The sequence below is a fragment of the Salinicoccus luteus DSM 17002 genome, from assembly GCF_000712035.1.
In the GTDB taxonomy this organism is placed as follows: Bacteria; Bacillota; Bacilli; order Staphylococcales; family Salinicoccaceae; genus Salinicoccus; species Salinicoccus luteus.
Genome location: NZ_JONV01000006.1, coordinates 1 through 21,796 on the forward strand (window position 1 = coordinate 1; position 21,796 = coordinate 21,796).

The following is a 21,796-nucleotide window of genomic DNA, read 5'->3' on the forward strand; positions in this document are numbered from 1 at the left end:
CACAGTGTCGGCGGTTCGATTCCGTCCTGAACCACCATTTGTGTTGCCGGTCTAGCTCAATTGGCAGAGCAACTGACTTGTAATCAGTAGGTTGGGGGTTCGATTCCTCTGGCCGGCACCATCTTTAGATAGACATGATGGAGGGGTAGCGAAGTGGCTAAACGCGGCGGACTGTAAATCCGCTCCTTCGGGTTCGGCAGTTCGAATCTGCCCCCCTCCATATACAGGGGTATAGTTTAACGGTAGAATAAAGGTCTCCAAAACCTTTGGTGTGGGTTCGATTCCTACTACCCCTGCCATGGCGGTTGTGGCGAAGTGGTTAACGCACCGGATTGTGGCTCCGGCATTCGTGGGTTCGATTCCCATCATCCGCCCCATTTTATTGGGCTATCGCCAAGCGGTAAGGCAACGGTTTTTGGTACCGTCATGCGCAGGTTCGAATCCTGCTAGCCCAGCTTCAAGGCGCCATAGCCAAGTGGTAAGGCCGAGGACTGCAAATCCTCTATCACCGGTTCAAATCCGGTTGGCGCCTCCATTCTTTTACTCCCATGCGGAAGTAGTTCAGTGTTCAGAACATGCTTCTACCTGAAGCAAGACATAGGTTCAAATCCTATCTTCCGCTTTATAATTCTATTAATACTGGGCCACCGTGGCGGAATTGGCAGACGCGCTGGACTCAAAATCCAGTTCCCATTGCGGGAGTGTCGGTTCGATCCCGACCGGTGGTATAACCTGTTTTCCCAAACAATATAAATGATATGTTTAATAATTGCCTATGGCAGTCAGAATGAATCATTTCATCTGGCTGCTTTTTTGCGTCTTAACAATACAAGGAGGAGATAGTACGAGTAACAACGACAAGACGAAGAACGTTGCAGTTCTGGTAAAAGAAATACTCCAGAGGAGATAATATTTCCTTTACCGCCATTATCAAAATAAAGAAGCCCTGCACTTCAGGAAATTGAAGTGCAGGGCTTCTTTTAGTCTCTGTAGATGATCAGCACCGCAAGTGTACCGCCATAGGAAAACTTGATGTCGATGATCTCTATTTGATGATTTTCATAGAGGAATTCATTCACTTTCTTATCGAGACCCTTTTCGGTCATGGCACTTAATGTCTTCACTTTCATAATAGGATGCATCCCTTCATTCATATTTATCCATATTATCCCGTAAAGTTGACAGAAAAGTCACGTAATATAGTAAGATGGGAATGAAGTCATACATAAAGGGGAATGAGGAGTGGAAAAGTTCATCAAGTACATGAATATAAAGTACAAAAGGGAAGACCAGGAACTTTATTTCATAAGCAGCGAAAGCGGAATGCAGCAGCTGTGGAAATACAGTCCCTCAAAAGACAGGAAAGTACAGCTTACAAAGTCGGATCAGAACGTCAAGAACTATTGGCTGGAGAAGGAGCATGTGACCGTGGCTGTGGACCACCATGGAAACGAAAGGAACCAGTTTCATGTGATGGACGGCGATGATATGAAGCCGCTTGTCGAAAACCCTGATTACTTCCATCATTATGGAGAATATGATGATGGGCAGAATATCTATACCATGGTCCGCAACCATCATGAATCCTCTTCGTTTGATCTCTGCATCGTCCATGGCAAAGGTGCGTTCAAGGTGCTTGAGACTTTTGACGGGCCGATCCGTTTCATACATGAACTGTCGCCGGAGAGGGTCCTGTTGTCAAAAGATGTGAACAACATCGATGAAGCACTGCTGATCTATGATTTGGATAAGAGGGCCACAGAGGCGGTTTCCTTGCCTGAAGCCCGTTTTGCCTCCTTCAAATTCCATGACGACAGGTGCCTGTGCCTCACCGACATGGATGATGGATACATGAATGTCCATGAAATCAGCCTTGAAGATGGCAGTCATAAAAGCCTTACATCATTCCAGTGGGACATTGAACATTTCAAAGTATCATGGGACCGGTCGGAAGCCATTCTTTCATGTAATGAAAATGGTTATTCCATATTGTATCGTCTGGACCTGAAAACATTCGAAACTAAAAAGCTGCCGGGCATGCAGGATGGTGTCGTGCATTCACTGGACTATGGAGAAGGGCGGGAGCTTTTCCTGATCCATTCCTCGGTCGACCAGCCCCATCACATATGCCGCTATTCACTTGAAACGGGAAAAACTGAAACTGTGCTGGGGAACACCAGTGAAGCTTCCGAAGTCTTATGGCGGATGACATCCTACCGCTCATTCGATGATCTGGAAGTTCCATATTTCATATATGACTCGGACTCGGATGAGAAGAGGGCCGTCATCCATATACATGGAGGCCCCGAATCACAGGCCAGACCCGAATTCAATGCACTCTACTATCATCTGAACAGGGCAGGCATCCAGGTGGTGGTTCCGAATATCAGGGGCAGCAAAGGGTATGGACGTGCCTATCTTGAAGCCGATGATAAGGAGAAACGGCTTGATGCGATGGAGGATGTCATCGCATTGAGGCGTCATCTGATTGATGACGGCATTGCTCCCGAGTCCCGCATTTCGGTCATGGGCAGGAGCTATGGTGGACTGATGACGCTACTTCTCGTTACCCACCATCCTGAGTTGTGGGCTTCAGCTGTGGATATCGTCGGCATCTCTCACTTGAGGACTTTCCTGGAGCATACCCCACCATGGAGGAGGACGCTGCGGGCTGCCGAATACGGTTCAATAGAAGAGTCGGGAGCATTCCTCGATGACATCTCACCGCTCTCCCGAAGTGGGAACATATCGGTTCCACTGATGGTCTTCCACAGCCATCACGATGCCCGTGTTCCATACAGCGAATCGGTCCAGATGGTGGAGGCTCTGAAGGAGAACGGTCAATATGTCGGATTCACTGCATATGAAAATGAAGGACATACCTACATGCATCAGGAGAATATCGATGACATGAACAGCCAGATAATCGAATTCTTAAACCGGACACTATAGTATTCCATAAAAATGAGGCTCACGAATAGTGAGCCTCATTTTTCTATTCGCCGAGGAAATTTTCAGAGAGCGATACGATATATTCGAGCTTTTTCCACTGCGCCTCTTCCGTGAGTTCATTGCCATGATGGGTGGAGGCAAATCCGCACTGGGGGCTGAGGCATAGCTGATCTTTTGTGACATATTTGGATGCTTCCTCAATCCGCTCCCTGATTACATCTTCATCCTCAAGTTCGCCACGCTTTGAGGTGAACAGCCCAAGCACGACGCGGGGGCCTGTTTTCGGAATATAGGAGAGAGGTTCGAAGTCTCCGGAACGATCATCATCATATTCAAGGAAAAATCCGTCAACCTGCTCCTTGGCAAAGAGCACGGGAGCAATTTTGGCATAGCTGCCTTCGAATGCCCATTTTGATCTGTAATTTCCGCGGCAGAGGTGGGTGGTGATGACCATATCTTCAGGTTTCTGCTCGAGTACGCCGTTGAGCACCCTCAATGCCAGATGGATTAGGGAGTTCCTGTCATATCCGCTGTCATTGAATGGAATCTCCGGTGCATTGAGGCCTGCAATATATACGTCATCGAACTGGAGGTAGCGGCAGCCGGCATCGTAGAATGCCTGAACAGCTTCCTGGTATGTCTTGATGACATCCTTGGCATAAGTTTCGACATCCGGATAGATATCCTGGTCCCTGATGCCTGCATTGAACATCTGATTTGGGCTGGGAATCGTCTGCTTGGCCACTGCACGGTCTCCGACGATTTCCCTGAATTCTATGAAATCCTTTATATGAGGGTGATCTTTGTTGAATGCGACCTTTCCTGTAACACGCACATCGTATCTCTCCGTCTCGATACCATCGAACTGGAAGCCTGTATCGGGTACATATCCTTCCACGCCCTCCAAGTGTTCCAGGAAGTCAGTATGCCAGAAGCGTCTTCTGAATTCTCCATCGGTGACCGCCTTGAGTCCCACTTCAATCTGCTTGTCGACCACATTCCTGATTTCTTCGGTCTCTATCTCACGGAGCTGTTCATAGGAAATCCTGTCCGCCTGATAGTCCTCCCGTGCCTTATGTATGCTTTCGGGCCGCAATAGACTACCTACATGATCCGCCCTGAATGGTGCTTTGAGTGCCGTTTTCGTCATCCTGATCCCTCTTTCCAATAATAGTAATATAATAAAATCCCCAATCGTCCGAAGTGGATAAATTGGGGATTCTGACCATCCATTCATCTCATCTTCGAGCAGTGCTCCTGGAATTAGCACGGTACCTAAGGTCCGCTGCTGAGGTTTCATTGGGCCAGCCCCTCCACCTCTCTTGATAAGAGTTTCAATTATTATATTACATGTACCTTAAAGGATAAAGAATTTTCTGTCAAGTCAACAGCGAATATCATTTGAGGAGATCTTCCAGGGCGCTCTTCTCCTGATTGATTTCTCCCGGTGTTCTTATACCGAGACGGCGTATGACCGACAGAGGCGGACACCATCCTTGGATGGCATGTTGGAGAAGGAAGGTTCCGACGATGGCGGGAAGCAGGTTCCATTTCCTGCTGACAGAAGCACCCATGATGCTGCCAATGATGACGAGGGTGCTGGCATTCGCCTCGAGAACCCTTTCAGTATTCCATTCCTTCTCAAGTGATGCGATCCGTTTCTTTATATCCTTTTCATTTCTCCCCCGATAGTATTCAATACGGCGCTCGATTTCCTCCTGAATTTCCTTGTTTATATGTTCAGGTGTATGATTCTGTACTCTTTTCGTCGTTGCAGGCAATTCAATCATATTAAACCCTCCCATAAAAATATTATGTATTCCTGTAATCCACTATTACCTGTTCGAAGAAAGGCGAAACAGCCAATCATATAATCATATTTAATAATTTACTTGCATAAAGTAAGTTAGTGATGTATTATATATTTATCTTGAATTAGAGATAATAATTATTGGAGGTTTTAATAATGACAACATTCGTAACAGATCCAGCGCACTCAGAAGTGGGATTCCAAGTAAAACATATGATGGTATCAAAAGTGAAAGGGCATTTTGAAGACTTTCATTTTGAAGTGAAGACGGACAAGCTTGAAACTTTCGAGAATGCGGAAGTCTATGCAGAAATAGATGTGAACAGCATAAGTACGAAAAATGAAGACCGTGATGCACACTTGAAATCCGAAGATTTCTTCAATGTCGAGAAGCATCCGAAAATCATATTCAAATCCAGCAATGTCACAAAATCCGGTGATACTGTATCAGTGACGGGTGAAACGACAATGAATGGCATCACCAAAGAGATGACGATCGACCTCCAGTATAATGGCAAGGGCACAAACCCATGGGGACAGGAAGTCCATGGCTTTGAAACGGAATTTACCATCAACCGCGAAGCATTCGGCCTCACATGGAACCAGCAGCTGGAGACGGGCGGCGTACTTGTGAGCAAGGATGTAAAGGCACAGCTTGAACTTCAGTTCTCAGAAAAAAGTGAATAGGCAAATATGCCCTAAGTGCAATATATATGCCGGAGACCAGTTGTTTTAATGACTGGTCTCCGGCTTTTTTCATAGTGGATGGGTCAAAATTGAAATTTACTAAAAATGTGGGAACTGTTATACTTTACTGAAATTCAAATATAAAGGAGATGACCTATGTTCTCCCATTGTCGCAATATGGCAGTTGGCGTTACGGCTTCACTATTATTGCTTTCAGGATGCAGCAACCCCGTCGAAGAGACGGAGACTTCATTGTCAGACATAGAGGCACAACAGGAAGCGGCGGTTCAATCATTCACGCAATTGGCTGATCTGGAAAGCCGCCTGCAGTCAGAATTTCAGACGGTATTGGAGGAAGACGAAGATTTAAGTACACTGGCCGAGGGTTCTGCCGCAGTCCATACGACGATTGAAGAAAGGCGGGAAGCCCTGGGAACACTGTCGGAGACCAACGGGGGACTGCGCGGTCAGCACGAAGAGATGACCCAGATCGACAGCGGTGAAATATCGGAGGAGGCGGTCAATGGAGTCCTTGATTCCCTCGAAGCTGTGACAGGCTCACTTGATGAATTCACATCAGCCTATGAAGCGCAGCTGTCTTCCGAGACAGGATATTTTGAATCCCTGGGACAGGATGATGCGACTTATGAAACATTCCGGGAAGGAATCGAAGCGGTCAACGAGGAAATGGAAGATATCCAGGCACTGCGTGTTCAACTTGATGAGGAGTTTGTGGCGCTGGAAGCGGCCCGCAGCACCCTGTCTTCACAGTTGGAGGAAACATCCGATGAATAAGATGACCCCAAAGGAGGCACGATATGTTTAAGAGGCAGTTTCTATTGACGGCGCTATGCAGCAGCATGCTGTTGGCCGGCTGTCAGGATAGTGGAGAAAATGCAGAGACGGACGTAGCCGATGCAGATGCGCAGAACGGAGAGCAACAACAGGAACAGGAGAACCAGGCGCCGGCAGCGGAAAAGGCGGAAGAAACTGAAATGCCACAGGAAGATGATGGAGAAATCACTGAAGAGCCAGCATTCCAGTACGAAGTCAATGCGGATACATACGCAATTCAGCCGATTGAAGATAGCGGCGCAGACCCCCAGGTCGCCCTGCTTACTTATGACGATGCGCCAGATGGTCATGCAGTGGAGATTGCAGAAATTCTGGCAGAACATGATGCGCCTGCCATCTTCTTCGTCAACGGCATGTACCTCGAATCCGAGGCGGGAAAGGAAGCCCTCCGCACCATCCATGAGATGGGCTTTGAAATAGGGAACCATACCGAGACGCACGCAAGCCTTCCCGATCTGTCTCCGGAAGCACAGCGTGAGGAAATTACAGCTACAAACGAGCGGGTTGAAGCAATTACCGGTGAGCGTCCGCGCTTCTTCCGTGCACCATTCGGACAGAACACCGAAGCATCCTGGGAAATCGCCGAAGAGGAGGGCATGGCGCTTATGAACTGGACATACGGCTACGACTGGGAGCCGGAATATCAGAATGCCCCGGCACTGGCGGAAATCATGGTCGATACCGAGTATCTGAATCATGGAGCCAACCTCCTGATGCATGACCGTTCCTGGACCAGGGATGCTTCAGCAGAAATCGTGGAGGGGTTGAGAGACAAGGGGTATAAACTGGTCGACCCTGCTCTGATTGCTTCTCCAGAGAGGGAGGAGACGGCACAATGAGGAGATATTTCTTTATTATCGGAATCGCAGGTCTATTCGCTGCACTCTTCTTTCCATCCACAGCAGCAGCCGAAGAGACACAAATCATAAAACTGCATGATGAACCATTGCTGAGTATGCCTGAAGAGATTCCAGACCAGTTCAAGTATGATAGTGGTGTAGATATCGCCTATCCTGAAGAAGGGGTCAAGGGCATCTACGTATCAGGCTATTCAGCCGGTGGGGAGAGAATGGAAGATTTGACGGGTCTTTTGGCGGAAACAGAACTGAACGCGATGGTCATCGATGTCAAGGAGGACCATGGGAATATGATGATGGATCTTGGTTCGGATATGGAGACGATCCAGAGCGCCTCCATTGGCCATATCGATCCGGGTGCGCTGATGGAGCATATGGAATCGGAGCAGATATATCCGATTGCCCGGGTCGTCGTCTTCAAGGATTCATTGCTTGCCGAAGCACGGCCGGACCTTTCTTTTACACATTCTGACGGCACCGTGTGGAAAAATGGACGCGGAGAAAGTTTTGTCAATCCATTCTCAAAGGAAGTATGGAAATACAATGTGGAAGTGGCCAAACAGGCCGCGAAACTTGGTTTCAAAGAAATACAGTTTGACTATGTACGCTTCCCGGAAGGTTTTGAACACCGTGCCGATACACTCAACTATACACGTGGAGACTATGAGAACAATGGCAAGGATGACGTACAGCAGCGTGTTGATGCAGTGACTGACTTCGTCGGCTATGCCAGGGAAGAACTCAAACCGTACGATGTCGATGTATCCGTAGATATATTCGGCTATGCTGCCACACAGCAGGAAGCACCGGGTATCGGGCAGAATTTCTCAAAAATATCGAACAATGTCGATGTCATTTCTTCAATGATCTATCCGAGTCACTGGGGAGACGGCTACTTTGGAGTGGAAAAGCCCGATCTTAACCCCTACCAGGTGGTCTCAGGATACATGGAAGTCGAAAATGAAGTGCTGAATCAGCTTGAAGATCCACCGACTTCCAGACCATGGCTTCAGGATTTCACCGCTTCCTATCTGGGAAGTGGAAACTACAAGCCATATGGTACAGCGGAAGTGGAGGCGCAAGTACAGGCCCTCTACGATAATGGAGTCGAGGAGTTCCTGCTATGGGATGCCTCCAACAGATATACACGCGGAGTGGATTATTCCAAGGAATAGTTCCGCTGGTGCATTTCATGGACGGGGCCCGGTACCTTTTGGTGCGGGTCCTGTTTTTTTATGGAACAAACCACCCCGTTAATCATGATATAATAGCCAATGAATGAACCGCAGCGGGTTCCAGCATGAAATTTGAAAAGGAGCATGGATTATGGATCATCACAGCATCATTGAAGATGCAAAGGCACAGGTATACGATTTTCACAGCTCGGACACTACCGGACATGACTACTGGCATGTCATGCGTGTTTACAATAACGCCCGCATGCTGCAGTCAAAGGAGGGTGGAGACCGTTTCATCATAGAAGTGGCAGCCCTTTTCCATGACATGATCGACTATAAGCTGACTGATGACGAACATGCACAGCTTGACTGGATAAAGGCATTCCTGAGCAGACGTAATGTGGAGCCAGATTTGATCGACCGCATCATCCACGCGATGCAGGCAGTCTCCTTCAAGGGCGGAAACAATACCGTTGAAGTCGCGTCCGTGGAGGACGCGATTGTACAGGATGCCGACCGTCTCGATGCACTTGGGGCAGTCGGCATTGCACGGACTTTCATATATGGTGGCAACAAGCGCCATGAACTCTATCATCCGGACAGGGCAGCGCGTGAGAATCTGACATTTGAACAGTACAGCCAGGAAGATAATACGATGATCAACCATTTCTATGAAAAGCTGCTCAGACTGAAAGACCTGATGCACACGGATACTGCCAGAAGTATGGCGGAAGAACGCCACGATTTCATGGAGGCGTACCTGGAGCAGTTCTACCAGGAATGGGAAGGAATGCGATGAACCACCCGGTGCGGAAAAGCTAGATATTCAAAATGATGATAGGAGGAAGACAAGTGAAGGTAGAACTGACGAAATTCAAGGTGAAGCCGAATAAAAGTGACAAAGTGGATGAATGGATGGCATATATCGAAGAGAACATGGATGATGCGCTTCTTACATTGGAAGGTGAGAAGATGTATATCGAAACGATATTCAGGGAGCAGAATGGAGAACATGAATATCTCTACTGGTACAGTGTGCAGGAGGAAGATCCGGATGAGGATGATGCGCTGGACATCAACCAGAAGCTGGTGGATTTCTTTGACGAGTGCATTGACAAGACTTTCCAGCCACTTGATCTCAATGCTTCCGTCGTAATGATGCCGAAGCGTACCAGAAACGCGATGTTCAATGGAGGGCAGGTGGGTGCTCATGAAGATTCCGCTGACTGAAAAACATCCATTGATCGGACAGATGGCTGAAAACAGGGTGGTATTCTGGCCGAATGATCATTATTCGGCGTTCCAGCCGGATTCGTCGAGCTCCATCCTGAAGAAGGAAGATATTATGGAGGCGGACAGGCGCCTGAGGCGTTTCGCACCTTTTATAGAAGCGGCTTTCCCGGAGACAAAAGCGCAGGACGGCATCATCGAGTCGCCGCTGGTCCAAGCGGATGATATGAAGGAGCATCTTGGTACAAGATACGGGGTGACCATCGATGGCGCCCTCCACATCAAATCGGATGACAGCCTTACCGTCTCCGGTTCCGTCAAGGCACGCGGTGGCATATACGAAGTTCTGAAATATGCCGAGGATCTTGCTTTGGAACATGAAATGATCGATCTGAATGAGGACCATGGACAGTTCGATTCGGAAAAGTTCCGGGATTTCTTTTCAGACTATACAATCATATGCGGCTCGACCGGCAATCTCGGCCTCTCCATAGGCATCATCGGTGCCGCTCTCGGATTCAAGGTCGTCATCCATATGTCGAGTGATGCAAAACAGTGGAAGAAGGATATGCTGCGGGGAAATGGTGTCACGGTGATCGAGCATGAGGACGACTACAGCAAAGCAGTGGAAGAGGGCAGGGAGGAGGCCCTTCGGGATGATAAAGGCTATTTTGTCGACGACGAGGATTCGAAGCCGCTCTTCCTGGGTTATGCGGTGGCTGCATTGCGTCTTGAGAGACAGCTTGAGGAGAAGGGGATCCGGGTGGATGAAAAACATCCGCTTTATGTATACCTGCCGTGCGGGGTGGGCAGTGCACCCGGCGGCATCAGCTTCGGCCTGAAGCATGTGTTCGGGGACGCAGTCCATCCGGTATTCGCTGAACCAGTGCACTCCCCATGCATGCTGCTCGGTCTCATCACGGGGATGCACGATGAAGTATCGGTTCGGGACATCGGTCTCGACAACAGGACGATTGCGGACGGCCTGGCAGTGGGCAGACCGTCAAAATTTGCAGGGAAGCTGCTCGCAGGTGATATCCATTCGTTCTATACGGTCCAGGATGAGGAGATGTACACACTTCTGGCCGAATTGTATGACCGGGAGCACATGAAAATTGAGCCTTCCGCAACAGCCGGCCTGCCGGGCCCCGCCATCCTCCACCAGAATCTCAACCGGTCTGAGCTCCAGGATGCAACCCATATCGTCTGGAGCACGGGTGGCAGCATGGTGCCGGATGAAGAGTGGCAGGCAGACTATATGAGGGGCAGGGGTGAATGATCCGGCAGCGTCCCTGATGATTGTCAAAAGGGCTGGGGAATAGTATAATACTTATTTGAATTTGGCTATTGGCCCCAGTTTTGAAAGCAGGTGAAGATATGGAACGATCCGAATTCAAGAAGAAAGTGATCGACTATGCCCATTCGATAGGAATAGACCAGATCGGCTTCACCCATGCGGAACCCTTCACGGAGTTCAGGGAAAAGCTCATCGACTACCATAAGAGGGGGTATGCCTCGGGGTTTGAAAAGGGCTCAGTGGACGAACGCACTGAGCCCCGTCTCTCGCTAGACTCGGCCAGAAGCATCATCTCCATTGCGGTCGGCTATCCGAACCGGCTGCCTGATGCCCCCAAGAGCAGAAAGGGTGAACGGCGCGGCACTTTCGCCCGTGCTTCTTGGGGCGTCGATTACCATACATTGCTGAACAGAAGGCTCGCCAAGCTGGAAGATTATATAAAGTCCCTGGATCCTTCCATCGAGTGCAGGTCCATGGTGGATACAGGTGTGCTCAGTGACCGGGAAGTGGCGCGGCGCAGCGGCCTCGGCTATATCGGCAAGAATGGCTTTGTGATCAACCCGGAACTTGGGACATACTCCTACCTGGGTGAAATGATCACGAGCTATCCCTTCCCGCCCGACGAAGAGCTTATAGACTCCTGCGGGGACTGCAATCTGTGCGTCGACCGGTGCCCGACGGGGGCGCTTGTCGGAAACGGGCAGCTGGATTCGCAGAAGTGCATCTCCTTCCTGACCCAGACGAAGGGGTTCCTGCCGGATGAATACCGCGGCAAGATCGGCAACCGGCTGTACGGCTGCGACACATGCCAGCAGGTCTGCCCGAGGAACAAGGGCATCAATACAGACCATCATTCGGACATCGTGCTCGAGCCTGAGATATTGAAACCGGAACTGACTGGGCTGCTTGAGATATCCAACAAGGATTTCAAGGAGACATACGGTCATCTGGCCGGTGTCTGGAGAGGGAAGAAGCCCATCCAGCGCAATGCCATCATCGCACTTGCCCATTTCAGGGAGGAGGCGGCAGTGGAGACGCTGAAGCGTGTAGCGGAGAATGATCCGCGTCCGGTCATAAAAGGGACGGCTTACTGGGCGATCGGGAGGATCCTCGGAGATCGTGCACTTGATTATATAAGTGAAAGATATAAAATGGAAAAAGATGAAGCAGTCAGAGATGAAATGTTGAAAGGTGTCCAGGAAGTCGCCTAGGAGGTTACAATGGCAAATCATATTGTTCTATATCAACCGGAAATACCGGCAAATACAGGAAACATCGGCCGCACGTGTGCGGCCACGAATACCACACTCCATCTGATCAGACCACTTGGGTTCTCGACCGATGACAAGATGCTCAAAAGAGCGGGTCTCGACTACTGGCCCCATATCAATGTCGTTTATCATGACTCTGTGGAGGATTTTTTCGAAGCGACGGCAGGCACCTACTACCTGCTTACAAAATTCGCAGAAAAATCCTATGCAGAAATGGATTTCAGCAGCCGTGAAGCGGAACACTACTTCATCTTCGGCAAAGAAACGTCCGGGCTTCCGGACTGGATGAAGGAGAAGTACCGGGAAACGCTCCTTCGGGTGCCGATGAGCGGGAAAGTGAGATCCCTCAACTTGGCCAACACGGCTGCCATACTGATATATGAAGCGCTGAAGCAGCAGGAATTTCCACAATTACATTAGGAGGCAATACAATGAACCAAGTGATCGATCTATTGAAGAATCACCGCTCCATCCGCAAGTTCAAGGATGAGCAGTTGGATGAAGATACAATCCGGGAGCTCGTCACTGCCGCCCAGGCGGCAAGTACATCGAGCTATGTACAGGCCTACAGCATCCTCGGCGTCACGGAGCCCGAAAAGAAGGCGGCACTCAGGGAAATCAGCACCCAGCCCTATGTGGAGCATAACGGACATCTGTTCGTCTTCCTGATAGACTACAACCGTCATGTCGAACTGTCTCAGGAGAAGGGGACGCCGATCGATTATGACAAGACCGAACAGCTCATCGTGGGCACTGTGGATGCGACACTCGCTGCCCAGAACCTCGCGGTGGCGGCTGAAAGTATGGGACTCGGCATGTGCTACATCGGCTCACTGAGAAATGATATGGCACGCGTGATAGAGATTCTTGAGCTGCCAAAAGGGGTCGTTCCCCTGTTCGGCATGGTGGTAGGCAAACCCGACCAGGAAGGCAGCCGGAAGGAAAGGCTGCCATTCGAAGCAGTCTATCATGAGAACAGCTACACACCGGTCGCAGAGGTGAAGGATGCGATCGACAGCTATGACGCACGCATCAGCGAATACTATAAGGCGCGTTCCGGCGGCAAGCGGGATGATTCCTGGAGCGACCAGGTCATCGGAATGCTCGGCAAGAAGCAGCGCCTTGATGTGGACGGGGTATTGAAGGGCCAGGGATTCCTCGGCCAATAAAAAATAAGCCATGCGGAGAATCCGCATGGCTTTATTTTTTATTGACTGAGCTTTTCATCTCCGTCATCCTTGTAGCCCCATTCGGAGTCACGGCTTGAAGAGAGGATGGCGGTGATGAAGGATATGCTTACCATGAGTATCAGAAATGCTTTCATAAACTAGCGCCTCCTATATTTCCATACATATACACATTATAAACCATATGCCTGAAAGAAAAAAGCTGAAAAGGGAGAAAAGTTTTGTTAGAAATAGTACCGATAAGGGTAGAATATAAAAGACATTGAGAAATCTAGGAGGAATCAACATGGCAATGAACTTTAAAATTTTCAAGGACAAGGAACTGGTCAGCATCTATCTTGCTGATATCCTGAGGAAACAGGTTCATAATAATCCAACAAGCGTAATGGGGCTTGAAATGAATGAGGAACTGGATTGGACCTACCAAAAATTTGTCGGTGAATCCAAACAGCATCCGGCTGATTTCTCACAAATCTATCTCGTGACCATCAACAAGGATGGAGACACGGACATATTCGAAAAACTGGATATCCCTGACAACCAGCTGAAGACCGACGGGTCTGTGGATTCGATGAAAAAAGTGCTGGACGACAAGGACCAAGTGAACCTTGCGGTGCTCTCGATCGGTGCCAACAAGAATCTCGGCTACAATGACTCGGACGGCAACGACCAACTGTTCGATTCAAGGGAACTTATCCTTGTGGCGACTGGCAATGACAAGGCGGATGCGATCAGGGACCTGTATGATGCAGTCGAGAATGACAAGGATGACTTCGGCAAAGTGAAGCAGCACCGCATGGTGACGGTTGTCATGGATACTGAAGCGGCATCCCGTCTTGACCAGGACATCGTCCAGTACTATACTTCTGAATTCGCCTAGAAACGAGGGAGAACATGAAAAAGGACAATGATATCGACTATAGGAATGATATTGAACCGGACGAAAATGAGATGACTGAAGATATGGAAGATGTGAAGGCGCTGGGGAAGGAAATGGAGCAGCTTTCCCAGAATGAGGACTATCCGATCGATTCTTCCGATGATGAATCACATGGTGTGGACCCGGAAGAAGACGAAAATAATGAATAACAGATGAATCCTTCTGTAAATTAGTATAAAATATTCTATGAATACTAATTTTTCAGGAGGTTTTTTAATTGTCATATAGAATAGAAAAAGACACAATCGGTGAAATTAAAGTTCCTGGTGACAAATACTGGGCTGCACAGACTGAGAGGAGCAGACAGAACTTCCCTGTGGGCAAGGAGAAGATGCCGATTGAGGTCATCGTTGCCTTCGCCCATCTGAAGAAGGCAGCCGCGGTATCGAACCATGATCTCGGCAAGCTTTCAGAAGCCAAGAAGGAAGCGATCGTGCATGCCTGCGACAGAATCATCGCACGCGAACTTGACGAGCATTTCCCACTTGTCGTATGGCAGACGGGAAGCGGTACACAGAGCAACATGAACGTCAACGAAGTGGTCAGCTATGTGGCGAATGAATATCTGGAAGAAAAGGGGAGTGACGAGAAGGTCCACCCGAATGACGATGTGAATAAATCCCAGAGTTCAAATGATACTTATCCGACTGCAATGCACGTGGCACTGTACCAGGCGGTCGAGGAGCAGCTCGTACCTGCACTCGGTGTGCTGAGGTCGACTTTTGCAGACAAGGAAGCGCAGTTTGAGAACATCATCAAAATCGGACGGACACACCTGCAGGATGCGACGCCATTGACGCTCGGCCAGGAAATCAGCGGATGGAGATACATGCTCGAGAAGTGTGAAACACTGGTCAATGAATCCAAGCAGCAGCTTAAGAACCTCGCAATCGGCGGTACGGCTGTCGGCACGGGAATCAATGCCCATCCTGAATTCGGCGATCGTGTGGCGAAGGAGATCTCAAACCAGACAGGCTATGAATTCGTCTCCTCCGAAAACAAGTTCCATGCACTCACGGCCCATGATGAAGTGGTATACCTGCACGGGGCGCTCAAGGCACTTGCTGCAGATCTGATGAAGATTGCCAATGATGTCAGGTGGCTTGCCTCCGGTCCAAGGGCTGGAATCGCCGAAATCGAAATCCCTGCAAACGAACCTGGCTCCTCCATCATGCCGGGGAAAGTAAACCCGACACAGTCTGAAATGCTCACGATGGTGGCGACCCAGGTGTTCGGAAATGATGCAGCAGTCGGATTTGCAGCCTCCCAGGGCAACTTCGAATTGAACGTCTTCAAACCGGTCATCCTTTTCAACACACTGCAGTCAATCTATCTGCTGGCAGATGGCATGAACACGTTTAATGACAAGTGTGCAGTGGGAATAGAACCAATAGAAGAGAACATTGAACGCTTCCTGAATAATTCATTGATGCTGGTGACTGCACTCAATCCTCATATCGGCTATGAAAACGCAGCAAAGATTGCTAAAAATGCCCATGAAAAAGGGATTACACTCAAAGAGTCGGCAGTCGAATCCGGCCATCTCACTGAAGCGCAGTTTGATGAGTGGATCAATCCGGAAGATATGATCCAATCCAAAGATTAGGAGCTTACTTATGAAAAGAATCGGACTTGTGGATATCGGTTCCAACACCGTACGTCTTGTACTTTTCGAATACAATGAAGAAACCGGTCTGAAGGAACTGCAGAACATCAAGACACCTGCCAGGCTGGCCAGGTATCTGGACGAAGACAATGTGATGGCCGAGGAGGGGATCGACAACCTCCTCTCCATCCTGGGCAGCTTCCAGAAGATCAGCGAGAAATATGATGTGACGGAAATCTACCCAGTTGCCACGGCAGCGATCAGGCAGTCCGTCAACGTTGAGGAGATTCTGGAGCGGACGAAAAATGAAGTCGGTATGGATATCAAAGTCCTTCCAGGAAAGGAAGAGGCCTATTATGGATATCATGCAGTGGTCCATACGATCAGCAACATGGACGCGGTTACAATTGATATAGGCGGAGGGAGTACCGAACTCACCTTCTTCGAGAACAAGGAGCTCATCCATTCCGTCAGCCTGCCCTTTGGGGTTGTCACACTGAAGTCCATGTTCTTTGAGGGCAAGGAGCATAACGATGAAGAGGCACTCGAGGCCACTGAGAAATATGTCAAAGAGCAGCTGAAGTCGGTCAAATGGCTGGCCAAAAGGAAAGTGCCGATCCTGGCCATTGGAGGCAGTGCGCGTAATATTGCACGCATCCACCAGTCTTCCGTCAACTATCCGATTGCAGGTGTCCATGGATACTCCATGGACCGCAATGACCTGCAGGATGTCTACGACCTTCTGGAAGGTACAAAAGAAGATGACCTTGACGATATCGATGGCCTCAGCAAGGATAGGAGCGACATCATCCTGCCGAGTGCCATCGTCTTCAAGTCGCTTTATGACCTGGTCAGGGCTGAAGAGTTCAAATTCAGCCGCCAGGGCCTGCGCGAGGGTCTGGCCATGTCGATCATATCGAAGGATTATCCGGCCGCCTTCAACAAATACCATATTTTCAGGGATTCGCTGATGGAACTGGCGAGTGATTTCCATATCCTGAGAAGCGAAGGTGAAAAACGGCAGGAGATTGCAGAGCGCATCTACCATGAACTTGCACGCTTCGATTTCATAAAAACGGGCAAGCATGAGAAGTATCTGATGAAGAATGCAGCGCATATCTTCTATCTTGGCGCATTCATCGACCGTGATGCGACGAGTCAGCACACGTATTATATAATTTCCAACAGCAACATCAACGGCATCGTCCACGAGGACAGGGTCCGGCTTGCCCTGATGGCGAGTTTCAAGAACAAGACACTGCTCAAGTTCTATGCCGAGGAGTCGGGATGGTTCGACAGCAATGATCTCGAGACGCTGTTGACGCTGGGGAGCATACTGAAGTTCGCCAACGCCCTCAATGTATCCAATACAGGCATTGTTCAGGACCTCTATCTGGAAGAGGAGGGCGATGACATGGTCATGACAGTCAAATATAAAGGCGATCCGATTGCCGAGGAATATCAGGCAACCCGGCAGAGGAAACATATAGAAAAAATTATGGATAAAGATCTGGAGATCAGATTCATTGAAGCATAATATTTATCTTTAATTTATAGGGAGTAGGAGAATAGTGATGGCATATCGATTGAATGATAAGGAATATTATAACAATCGAGAGTTGAGCTGGCTCAGATTCAATTACAGGGTCATTGAGGAAGCGGCGGATTCCAATAACCCGCTACTTGAGAAATTGAAGTTTCTGGCGATAACCAGTTCGAATCTCGACGAGTTCTTCATGGTTCGGGTGGCTGGCCTCAAAGACCAGGTGAAGATGAACTATCATGAGCCGGATACGAAGACGCAGATGACTCCCGAGGAGCAGCTCGCGGGCATCAGTGAGCTGAACCGGCAGAACAGTGCTGTGCAGTACGAGTATTTCCATCGCCTCATGGGTGAGTTGGAAACTTATGATATCTATCTGAAACGGCCATATGAACTTCCGGAGCACCTGCAGGAGGAACTTGAAGAAATATTCGATACGGAAATATTTCCTTCTCTTACCCCTCTTGGAATTGACGCCTATCGTCCATTTCCAAAACTGATGAACAAAAAGATAAACATATTCATAAATCTGTCGAACGATCTGGGCGACCAGACCGCCATCGTCCAGCTGCCCACCGTCATCAGACGCTACTATGAGCTTGAAGACGGGGGCCGCACCTATATCATACTGGCTGAAGACATCATTGAGACATACATCAACAAGCTGTTCAGAGGGTATACAATCGATCGGACATTCCCTTTCAGGATTACCAGAAATGCAGATTTGACGATACATGAAGAGGGGGCAGCGGACCTTCTGATTGAGATTGAAAGGTTTCTCAAGGAGCGTACGAAAGGCGCTGCGGTGCGACTGGAGATCGACATCAGCAAAGATGACAGCATCAACGGGTCATTCCTGCGGAACGAACTGGGACTCTCCGAGCAGGATGTCTACAAGTTCCACGGCCCGCTTGACCTGACTTTCCTGTTTGGACTGACCGCGTCGCTGGCAGAGAGGTTTCCGCATCTGACATATCCACCGTTCACACCGCAGGAACCGAAGTTCCTTTCCGGCAAGAATATATATGACAAGGCCCTCAAAGAGGACATATTCTTCCATCATCCGTTCGAAAGTTTCCAGCCGATTGTGGAGTTCATGCGCGAAGCGGCGGAAAACCCTGATGTGCTGGCAATCAAGCAGACGCTCTACCGGGTGTCGAGCGATTCACCCATCATCGAGGCACTGAAGACCGCTGCAGAGAACGGCAAGCAGGTGACTGTGCTCGTTGAGCTGAAAGCACGGTTCGATGAGGAGAACAATGTGCAATGGGCGAAGGAGCTGGAAGATGCCGGATGCCACGTCATATACGGCATGCACTATCTGAAGACGCACAGTAAAATCACACTCGTAGTCAAACGGGTCGGCGGCAGACTCGTCCGGTATGTTCATCTGGGCACCGGGAACTATAACGATTCCACTGCAAAACTCTATACCGACATGGGAATCGTGACCACGGATGAGGCTATCGGGAATGATGCCATCAACTTCTTCAATTATCTGAGCGGCTATTCCCTGAAACCCGATTACGAGGCACTCTACGTGGCGCCATTCGACATTAGGGATCTGTTTGCCGAGTACATCGACAAGGAGATTGAGATGCACAAGGTGCATGGCAGAGGGTATATATTCGCCAAGATGAATTCACTGACGGATAAGAAGATCATCAACAAGCTGCTGCAGGCCTCCCAGGAGGGGGTAAAGGTGGATCTTGTCATACGGGGCATCTGCTGTCTGAAGCCCGGTATTGAAGGCGTCAGTGACAACATCAGGGTCATCAGCATCGTCGGCAGGTTTCTTGAACATTCGAGGATCTACTACTTCCATCATAATGGCGAGGAGAAGATGTTCCTTTCCTCAGCAGACATGATGACACGCAACATGATCAAAAGGGTGGAGATCCTCTTCCCGATCAAAGACCCGGCAATACTTGAAGAGATAAAATCCATCAGTCGCCTGTATCTGATGGACAACATCAAGGCGCGCATACAGAAGCCGGATGGCACATATGAATATGTCGACAATGAATATGAACCGAACAGTGCCCAGATCGAGCTGATGCGGCGTGCCGAGAGAAACGGCAGGGAGCAGCTCGTCCAGAAAGAGAATCAGCTGCTCCTTAAAGTCAAGAACCGCTTCAGAAGAAGAAAATAGCATGTTTTGGGCCAGGGATTTCATATCCCTGGTCTTTTTGCAATTGACATTGTTTTCTGAAATGTTTAGACTATCTAGATATAACTAAAACAATGAGGTGAAGATATGACCACGTATGAGGAATTTTTAAAAGATGCCGGGAATTACCGTACTGTACCGGTGATCGAATCGTTCAGCACCGATCTGCTGACGCCTGTACAGATGTTTCATTCTTTGAAGGATGAGGCAGTCTATATGCTGGAAAGCCAGGAACCCGAATCAGCGTGGTCTAACTTCTCCTTCATCGGACTGGACCCGATGGTCGAAATCGAGGAAACCGGCCGCCAGTTCATCGTCAATGACCTCGAGAGGGGAGACCGTCTCACCCTGCCGACTTTCAAAGAAGCGTTCGAAGTGACGCTTGGACGTCTCGAGGTGAAGATCCCTGATATGGATATTCCGTTCAAAGGGGGCGGGGTCGGCTATATCAGCTACGATGCGATATCCGACTATGAACCTGTTCCAAGGGCGCCGGAGGAGGAAGTGCATATTGCGAACTATCATCTGCTCTTCTGCCGCACACTGCTCGTGTATAACCATCGTTCCAAAGAGATCCATATCATCCACTTTGCGAGAGTGGATGACGACAGGGACAACGCACAGATATACGAAGAATCGATGGAGACGATTGAACACATCAGAACGCGTCTGCTGCATGACAGCGACCTGTCCGATCTGCTCCTCCCCACTGTGCTGCCGATGACCTCCACATTCAACCTGGAGAGCAACTATAGAAAAGAGAAGTTCCTCGGCGATGTCGAAAAGATCAAGAACTACATCGAGGCAGGGGATATACTGCAGGCGGTCCTTTCCCAACGGTTCCATAAGAAGACGGAAAGAAGCGGCTTTGAACTCTACCGTGTGCTGAGGAAGGTGAACCCGTCCCCATACATGTACTACTTGAAGTTCAATCAGCTCGAAGTGATCGGCAGTTCCCCGGAACGGCAGCTGGAAGTCCAGGATGGCAATCTCGAAATTCACCCGATTGCAGGGACGAGAAAAAGGGGTGCCACGAAGGAGGAGGATGACCGGCTCGCCCGGGAACTCCTGGAAGATGAAAAGGAGATCGCCGAACATCGCATGCTTGTGGATCTGGCGCGCAATGACATCGGCAGGGTGGCCGAATACGGATCGGTGGCAGTCAGCGAGTACATGGTGATCGGCCGCTTCTCACGTGTAATGCACATCATCAGTAAAGTCAGGGGAAGGCTCAAGGCGGGTGTCTCCCCGATAGACGCATTCATCTCGTCCTTCCCGGCCGGCACACTTTCCGGTGCCCCGAAAGTGCGGGCGATGCAGATCCTGAGGGAGCTTGAACCGACCGCAAGAAACCTATACGGTGGCAGCATCCTCTACCTCGGATTCGATGGGAACATCGACTCCTGCATCACCATCCGCACGATGACACTGGTGGACCAGAATCTCTATATCCAGGCGGGGGCAGGCGTGGTCGCCGATTCGGATCCCGAATCGGAGTACCAGGAGACCATCAATAAGGCGAGCGCCCTGGAGCAGACGGTGCATCTGACCGAAAAGATATTCAACGATAGAAATATATTGAAAGTATAGGGGGATGGAAAATGATATATATGATCGATCACTTTGATTCCTTCACCTATAATATTGTGCAGGCACTTGGAGAAATGGGTGAAGAAATCGTAGTAAGAAGGAACGATGCAATAGATTTCGATGAGATCGACCGGCTGGCGCCGGATCTGATATTCTTGTCCCCCGGCCCGAAACGCCCTGAAGATACGGGAATGACGATGGAGGTCATCCGCCGCTACAGGGAGCAGGTGCCGATATTTGGCGTATGCCTGGGGCACCAGACGATTGCCCATGTGTTCGGCGGCAATGTCAGGCGCACAAGAAAACTGATGCATGGCAAGACCTCTGAGCTCCATCACGACGATACCGGCATATACGCAGGGATGTCGCAGGGTTCAGATGTGATGAACTACCATTCCCTCGTCGTTGACGAAGGGACGCTGCCGGACTGTTTTACCGTTACAGCAGAAACGGAGCTCGGGGAAATCCTCGGCATCCGGCACGAATCGCTGCCGATTGAAGGGGTGCAGTTCCATCCCGAGTCGATCGGGTCCAGAGAAGGCCGGCAGCTGCTCGGGAATGTGGTCGAAAAATTTTGCAGAAACAAGAAAACACCGCTGAAACAATGAAGTTTCAGCGGTGTT

At 49.5% G+C, this 21,796-nt stretch carries 21 protein-coding genes, 8 tRNA genes and 1 riboswitch; of the genes, 26 read left to right on the forward strand and 3 right to left on the reverse strand.

Annotation, left to right across the window (positions count from 1 at the left end):
• Window positions 1–45 precede the first annotated feature (45 nt).
• The 8 genes from BO53_RS0100080 (at window position 46) to BO53_RS0100115 (ending at window position 728) form a co-directional block, all read left to right on the forward strand.
• Window positions 46–121: transfer RNA gene (locus tag BO53_RS0100080), tRNA-Thr, on the forward strand.
• 18 nt (window positions 122–139) lie between these two features.
• Window positions 140–220 (forward strand) — tRNA-Tyr (locus tag BO53_RS0100085).
• A gap of 5 nt (window positions 221–225) precedes the next feature.
• Window positions 226–299, forward strand: a tRNA-Trp gene (locus BO53_RS0100090).
• Window positions 300–301: 2 nt separating this feature from the next.
• Window positions 302–377: transfer RNA gene (locus BO53_RS0100095), tRNA-His, on the forward strand.
• Window positions 378–383: 6 nt separating this feature from the next.
• Window positions 384–455 (forward strand) — tRNA-Gln (locus BO53_RS0100100).
• A gap of 6 nt (window positions 456–461) precedes the next feature.
• Window positions 462–535 (forward strand) — tRNA-Cys (locus BO53_RS0100105).
• 15 nt (window positions 536–550) lie between these two features.
• Window positions 551–622: transfer RNA gene (locus tag BO53_RS0100110), tRNA-OTHER, on the forward strand.
• Window positions 623–643: 21 nt separating this feature from the next.
• Window positions 644–728, forward strand: a tRNA-Leu gene (locus tag BO53_RS0100115).
• A gap of 252 nt (window positions 729–980) precedes the next feature.
• On the opposite strand, the gene BO53_RS13810 is transcribed toward BO53_RS0100115, so the two are convergent.
• Window positions 981–1,130: a sporulation protein Cse60 gene (locus BO53_RS13810; protein WP_156956064.1), complete on the reverse strand. Its 150-nt coding sequence runs from the start codon at window positions 1,128–1,130 to the stop codon at window positions 981–983.
• A 112-nt stretch (window positions 1,131–1,242) separates the two neighbouring features.
• On the opposite strand from BO53_RS13810, the gene BO53_RS0100125 reads away from it, so the two are divergent.
• Window positions 1,243–2,952 carry an alpha/beta hydrolase family protein gene (locus BO53_RS0100125; RefSeq protein ID WP_031544179.1) on the forward strand — a complete coding sequence of 570 codons (1,710 nt, stop codon included), beginning with the start codon at window positions 1,243–1,245 and terminating at the stop codon, window positions 2,950–2,952.
• Window positions 2,953–2,995: 43 nt separating this feature from the next.
• Here BO53_RS0100125 and BO53_RS0100130 read toward each other — a convergent pair whose 3' ends face one another.
• Window positions 2,996–4,102, reverse strand: coding sequence for a 5-methyltetrahydropteroyltriglutamate--homocysteine S-methyltransferase (locus tag BO53_RS0100130; RefSeq protein WP_031544181.1), 1,107 nt, complete (start codon window positions 4,100–4,102; stop codon window positions 2,996–2,998).
• Window positions 4,103–4,187: 85 nt separating this feature from the next.
• A riboswitch (SAM riboswitch) is annotated at window positions 4,188–4,284 on the reverse strand.
• A gap of 65 nt (window positions 4,285–4,349) precedes the next feature.
• The gene (locus BO53_RS0100135; protein ID WP_031544183.1) at window positions 4,350–4,742 is read right to left on the reverse strand and encodes a YgaP family membrane protein; all 393 of its coding nucleotides are present in this window, start codon (window positions 4,740–4,742) and stop codon (window positions 4,350–4,352) included.
• Between the two features lie 176 nt (window positions 4,743–4,918).
• On the opposite strand from BO53_RS0100135, the gene BO53_RS0100140 reads away from it, so the two are divergent.
• The 17 genes from BO53_RS0100140 (at window position 4,919) to BO53_RS0100225 (ending at window position 21,781) form a co-directional block, all read left to right on the forward strand.
• Window positions 4,919–5,449, forward strand: coding sequence for a YceI family protein (locus BO53_RS0100140; RefSeq protein WP_031544185.1), 531 nt, complete (start codon window positions 4,919–4,921; stop codon window positions 5,447–5,449).
• Window positions 5,450–5,605: 156 nt separating this feature from the next.
• The gene (locus tag BO53_RS0100145; protein WP_084184800.1) at window positions 5,606–6,244 is read left to right on the forward strand and encodes a YkyA family protein; all 639 of its coding nucleotides are present in this window, start codon (window positions 5,606–5,608) and stop codon (window positions 6,242–6,244) included.
• A gap of 23 nt (window positions 6,245–6,267) precedes the next feature.
• A complete protein-coding gene (locus BO53_RS0100150; RefSeq protein ID WP_031544189.1) occupies window positions 6,268–7,143 on the forward strand; it encodes a polysaccharide deacetylase family protein in 876 nt (291 codons plus the stop codon).
• On the forward strand, window positions 7,140–8,336 hold the full coding sequence (locus BO53_RS0100155; protein WP_031544190.1) for a putative glycoside hydrolase: 1,197 nt from the start codon (window positions 7,140–7,142) through the stop codon (window positions 8,334–8,336). Before BO53_RS0100150 ends, BO53_RS0100155 begins: the two co-directional genes overlap by 4 nt.
• A 151-nt stretch (window positions 8,337–8,487) precedes the next feature.
• The gene (locus BO53_RS0100160) at window positions 8,488–9,138 is read left to right on the forward strand and encodes an HD domain-containing protein (protein WP_051682949.1); all 651 of its coding nucleotides are present in this window, start codon (window positions 8,488–8,490) and stop codon (window positions 9,136–9,138) included.
• Window positions 9,139–9,191: 53 nt separating this feature from the next.
• The gene (locus BO53_RS0100165) at window positions 9,192–9,569 is read left to right on the forward strand and encodes a DUF6176 family protein (protein WP_211250547.1); all 378 of its coding nucleotides are present in this window, start codon (window positions 9,192–9,194) and stop codon (window positions 9,567–9,569) included.
• Window positions 9,550–10,848, forward strand: coding sequence for a D-serine ammonia-lyase (locus BO53_RS0100170; protein WP_031544196.1), 1,299 nt, complete (start codon window positions 9,550–9,552; stop codon window positions 10,846–10,848). Before BO53_RS0100165 ends, BO53_RS0100170 begins: the two co-directional genes overlap by 20 nt.
• A 98-nt stretch (window positions 10,849–10,946) precedes the next feature.
• A complete protein-coding gene (queG, locus tag BO53_RS0100175) occupies window positions 10,947–12,077 on the forward strand; it encodes a tRNA epoxyqueuosine(34) reductase QueG (protein WP_031544198.1) in 1,131 nt (376 codons plus the stop codon).
• Window positions 12,078–12,086: 9 nt separating this feature from the next.
• On the forward strand, window positions 12,087–12,557 hold the full coding sequence (trmL, locus tag BO53_RS0100180; RefSeq protein WP_031544200.1) for a tRNA (uridine(34)/cytosine(34)/5-carboxymethylaminomethyluridine(34)-2'-O)-methyltransferase TrmL: 471 nt from the start codon (window positions 12,087–12,089) through the stop codon (window positions 12,555–12,557).
• A gap of 11 nt (window positions 12,558–12,568) precedes the next feature.
• A complete protein-coding gene (nfsA, locus tag BO53_RS0100185) occupies window positions 12,569–13,306 on the forward strand; it encodes an oxygen-insensitive NADPH nitroreductase (RefSeq protein ID WP_031544202.1) in 738 nt (245 codons plus the stop codon).
• A 304-nt stretch (window positions 13,307–13,610) separates the two neighbouring features.
• A complete protein-coding gene (locus tag BO53_RS0100195) occupies window positions 13,611–14,204 on the forward strand; it encodes a sugar phosphate isomerase family (RefSeq protein ID WP_031544204.1) in 594 nt (197 codons plus the stop codon).
• Window positions 14,205–14,218: 14 nt separating this feature from the next.
• Window positions 14,219–14,413 (forward strand): SAS053 family DNA gyrase inhibitor, encoded by a 195-nt coding sequence (locus tag BO53_RS0100200; RefSeq protein ID WP_031544206.1) that lies wholly within the window; start codon window positions 14,219–14,221, stop codon window positions 14,411–14,413.
• A gap of 68 nt (window positions 14,414–14,481) precedes the next feature.
• Complete coding sequence (fumC, locus tag BO53_RS0100205) at window positions 14,482–15,870, forward strand: class II fumarate hydratase (protein WP_031544208.1); 1,389 nt, start codon at window positions 14,482–14,484, stop codon at window positions 15,868–15,870.
• A 10-nt stretch (window positions 15,871–15,880) separates the two neighbouring features.
• Window positions 15,881–17,407, forward strand: coding sequence for an exopolyphosphatase (gene ppx, locus BO53_RS0100210; protein ID WP_031544210.1), 1,527 nt, complete (start codon window positions 15,881–15,883; stop codon window positions 17,405–17,407).
• Between the two features lie 37 nt (window positions 17,408–17,444).
• The gene (locus tag BO53_RS0100215; protein ID WP_037341571.1) at window positions 17,445–19,565 is read left to right on the forward strand and encodes an RNA degradosome polyphosphate kinase; all 2,121 of its coding nucleotides are present in this window, start codon (window positions 17,445–17,447) and stop codon (window positions 19,563–19,565) included.
• A 105-nt stretch (window positions 19,566–19,670) separates the two neighbouring features.
• Window positions 19,671–21,173 (forward strand): anthranilate synthase component I, encoded by a 1,503-nt coding sequence (gene trpE / locus BO53_RS0100220; protein WP_031544214.1) that lies wholly within the window; start codon window positions 19,671–19,673, stop codon window positions 21,171–21,173.
• A gap of 11 nt (window positions 21,174–21,184) precedes the next feature.
• The gene (locus BO53_RS0100225; protein ID WP_031544216.1) at window positions 21,185–21,781 is read left to right on the forward strand and encodes an anthranilate synthase component II; all 597 of its coding nucleotides are present in this window, start codon (window positions 21,185–21,187) and stop codon (window positions 21,779–21,781) included.
• Window positions 21,782–21,796 lie beyond the last annotated feature (15 nt).

What these genes read in the sequence shown, in the direction of transcription:
- BO53_RS13810 (WP_156956064.1), bottom strand. Translation starts at nt 1,130, where the DNA reads ATGAAAGTGAAGACATTAAGTGCCATGACCGAAAAGGGTCTCGATAAG.
- BO53_RS0100130 (WP_031544181.1), bottom strand. Translation starts at nt 4,102, where the DNA reads ATGACGAAAACGGCACTCAAAGCACCATTCAGGGCGGATCATGTAGGT.
- BO53_RS0100135 (WP_031544183.1), bottom strand. Translation starts at nt 4,742, where the DNA reads ATGATTGAATTGCCTGCAACGACGAAAAGAGTACAGAATCATACACCT.
- BO53_RS0100140 (WP_031544185.1), top strand. Translation starts at nt 4,919, where the DNA reads ATGACAACATTCGTAACAGATCCAGCGCACTCAGAAGTGGGATTCCAA.
- BO53_RS0100145 (WP_084184800.1), top strand. Translation starts at nt 5,606, where the DNA reads ATGTTCTCCCATTGTCGCAATATGGCAGTTGGCGTTACGGCTTCACTA.
- BO53_RS0100150 (WP_031544189.1), top strand. Translation starts at nt 6,268, where the DNA reads ATGTTTAAGAGGCAGTTTCTATTGACGGCGCTATGCAGCAGCATGCTG.
- BO53_RS0100155 (WP_031544190.1), top strand. Translation starts at nt 7,140, where the DNA reads ATGAGGAGATATTTCTTTATTATCGGAATCGCAGGTCTATTCGCTGCA.
- BO53_RS0100160 (WP_051682949.1), top strand. Translation starts at nt 8,488, where the DNA reads ATGGATCATCACAGCATCATTGAAGATGCAAAGGCACAGGTATACGAT.
- BO53_RS0100170 (WP_031544196.1), top strand. Translation starts at nt 9,550, where the DNA reads ATGAAGATTCCGCTGACTGAAAAACATCCATTGATCGGACAGATGGCT.
- queG (WP_031544198.1), top strand. Translation starts at nt 10,947, where the DNA reads ATGGAACGATCCGAATTCAAGAAGAAAGTGATCGACTATGCCCATTCG.
- trmL (WP_031544200.1), top strand. Translation starts at nt 12,087, where the DNA reads ATGGCAAATCATATTGTTCTATATCAACCGGAAATACCGGCAAATACA.
- nfsA (WP_031544202.1), top strand. Translation starts at nt 12,569, where the DNA reads ATGAACCAAGTGATCGATCTATTGAAGAATCACCGCTCCATCCGCAAG.
- BO53_RS0100195 (WP_031544204.1), top strand. Translation starts at nt 13,611, where the DNA reads ATGGCAATGAACTTTAAAATTTTCAAGGACAAGGAACTGGTCAGCATC.
- BO53_RS0100200 (WP_031544206.1), top strand. Translation starts at nt 14,219, where the DNA reads ATGAAAAAGGACAATGATATCGACTATAGGAATGATATTGAACCGGAC.
- ppx (WP_031544210.1), top strand. Translation starts at nt 15,881, where the DNA reads ATGAAAAGAATCGGACTTGTGGATATCGGTTCCAACACCGTACGTCTT.
- BO53_RS0100215 (WP_037341571.1), top strand. Translation starts at nt 17,445, where the DNA reads ATGGCATATCGATTGAATGATAAGGAATATTATAACAATCGAGAGTTG.
- trpE (WP_031544214.1), top strand. Translation starts at nt 19,671, where the DNA reads ATGACCACGTATGAGGAATTTTTAAAAGATGCCGGGAATTACCGTACT.
- BO53_RS0100225 (WP_031544216.1), top strand. Translation starts at nt 21,185, where the DNA reads ATGATATATATGATCGATCACTTTGATTCCTTCACCTATAATATTGTG.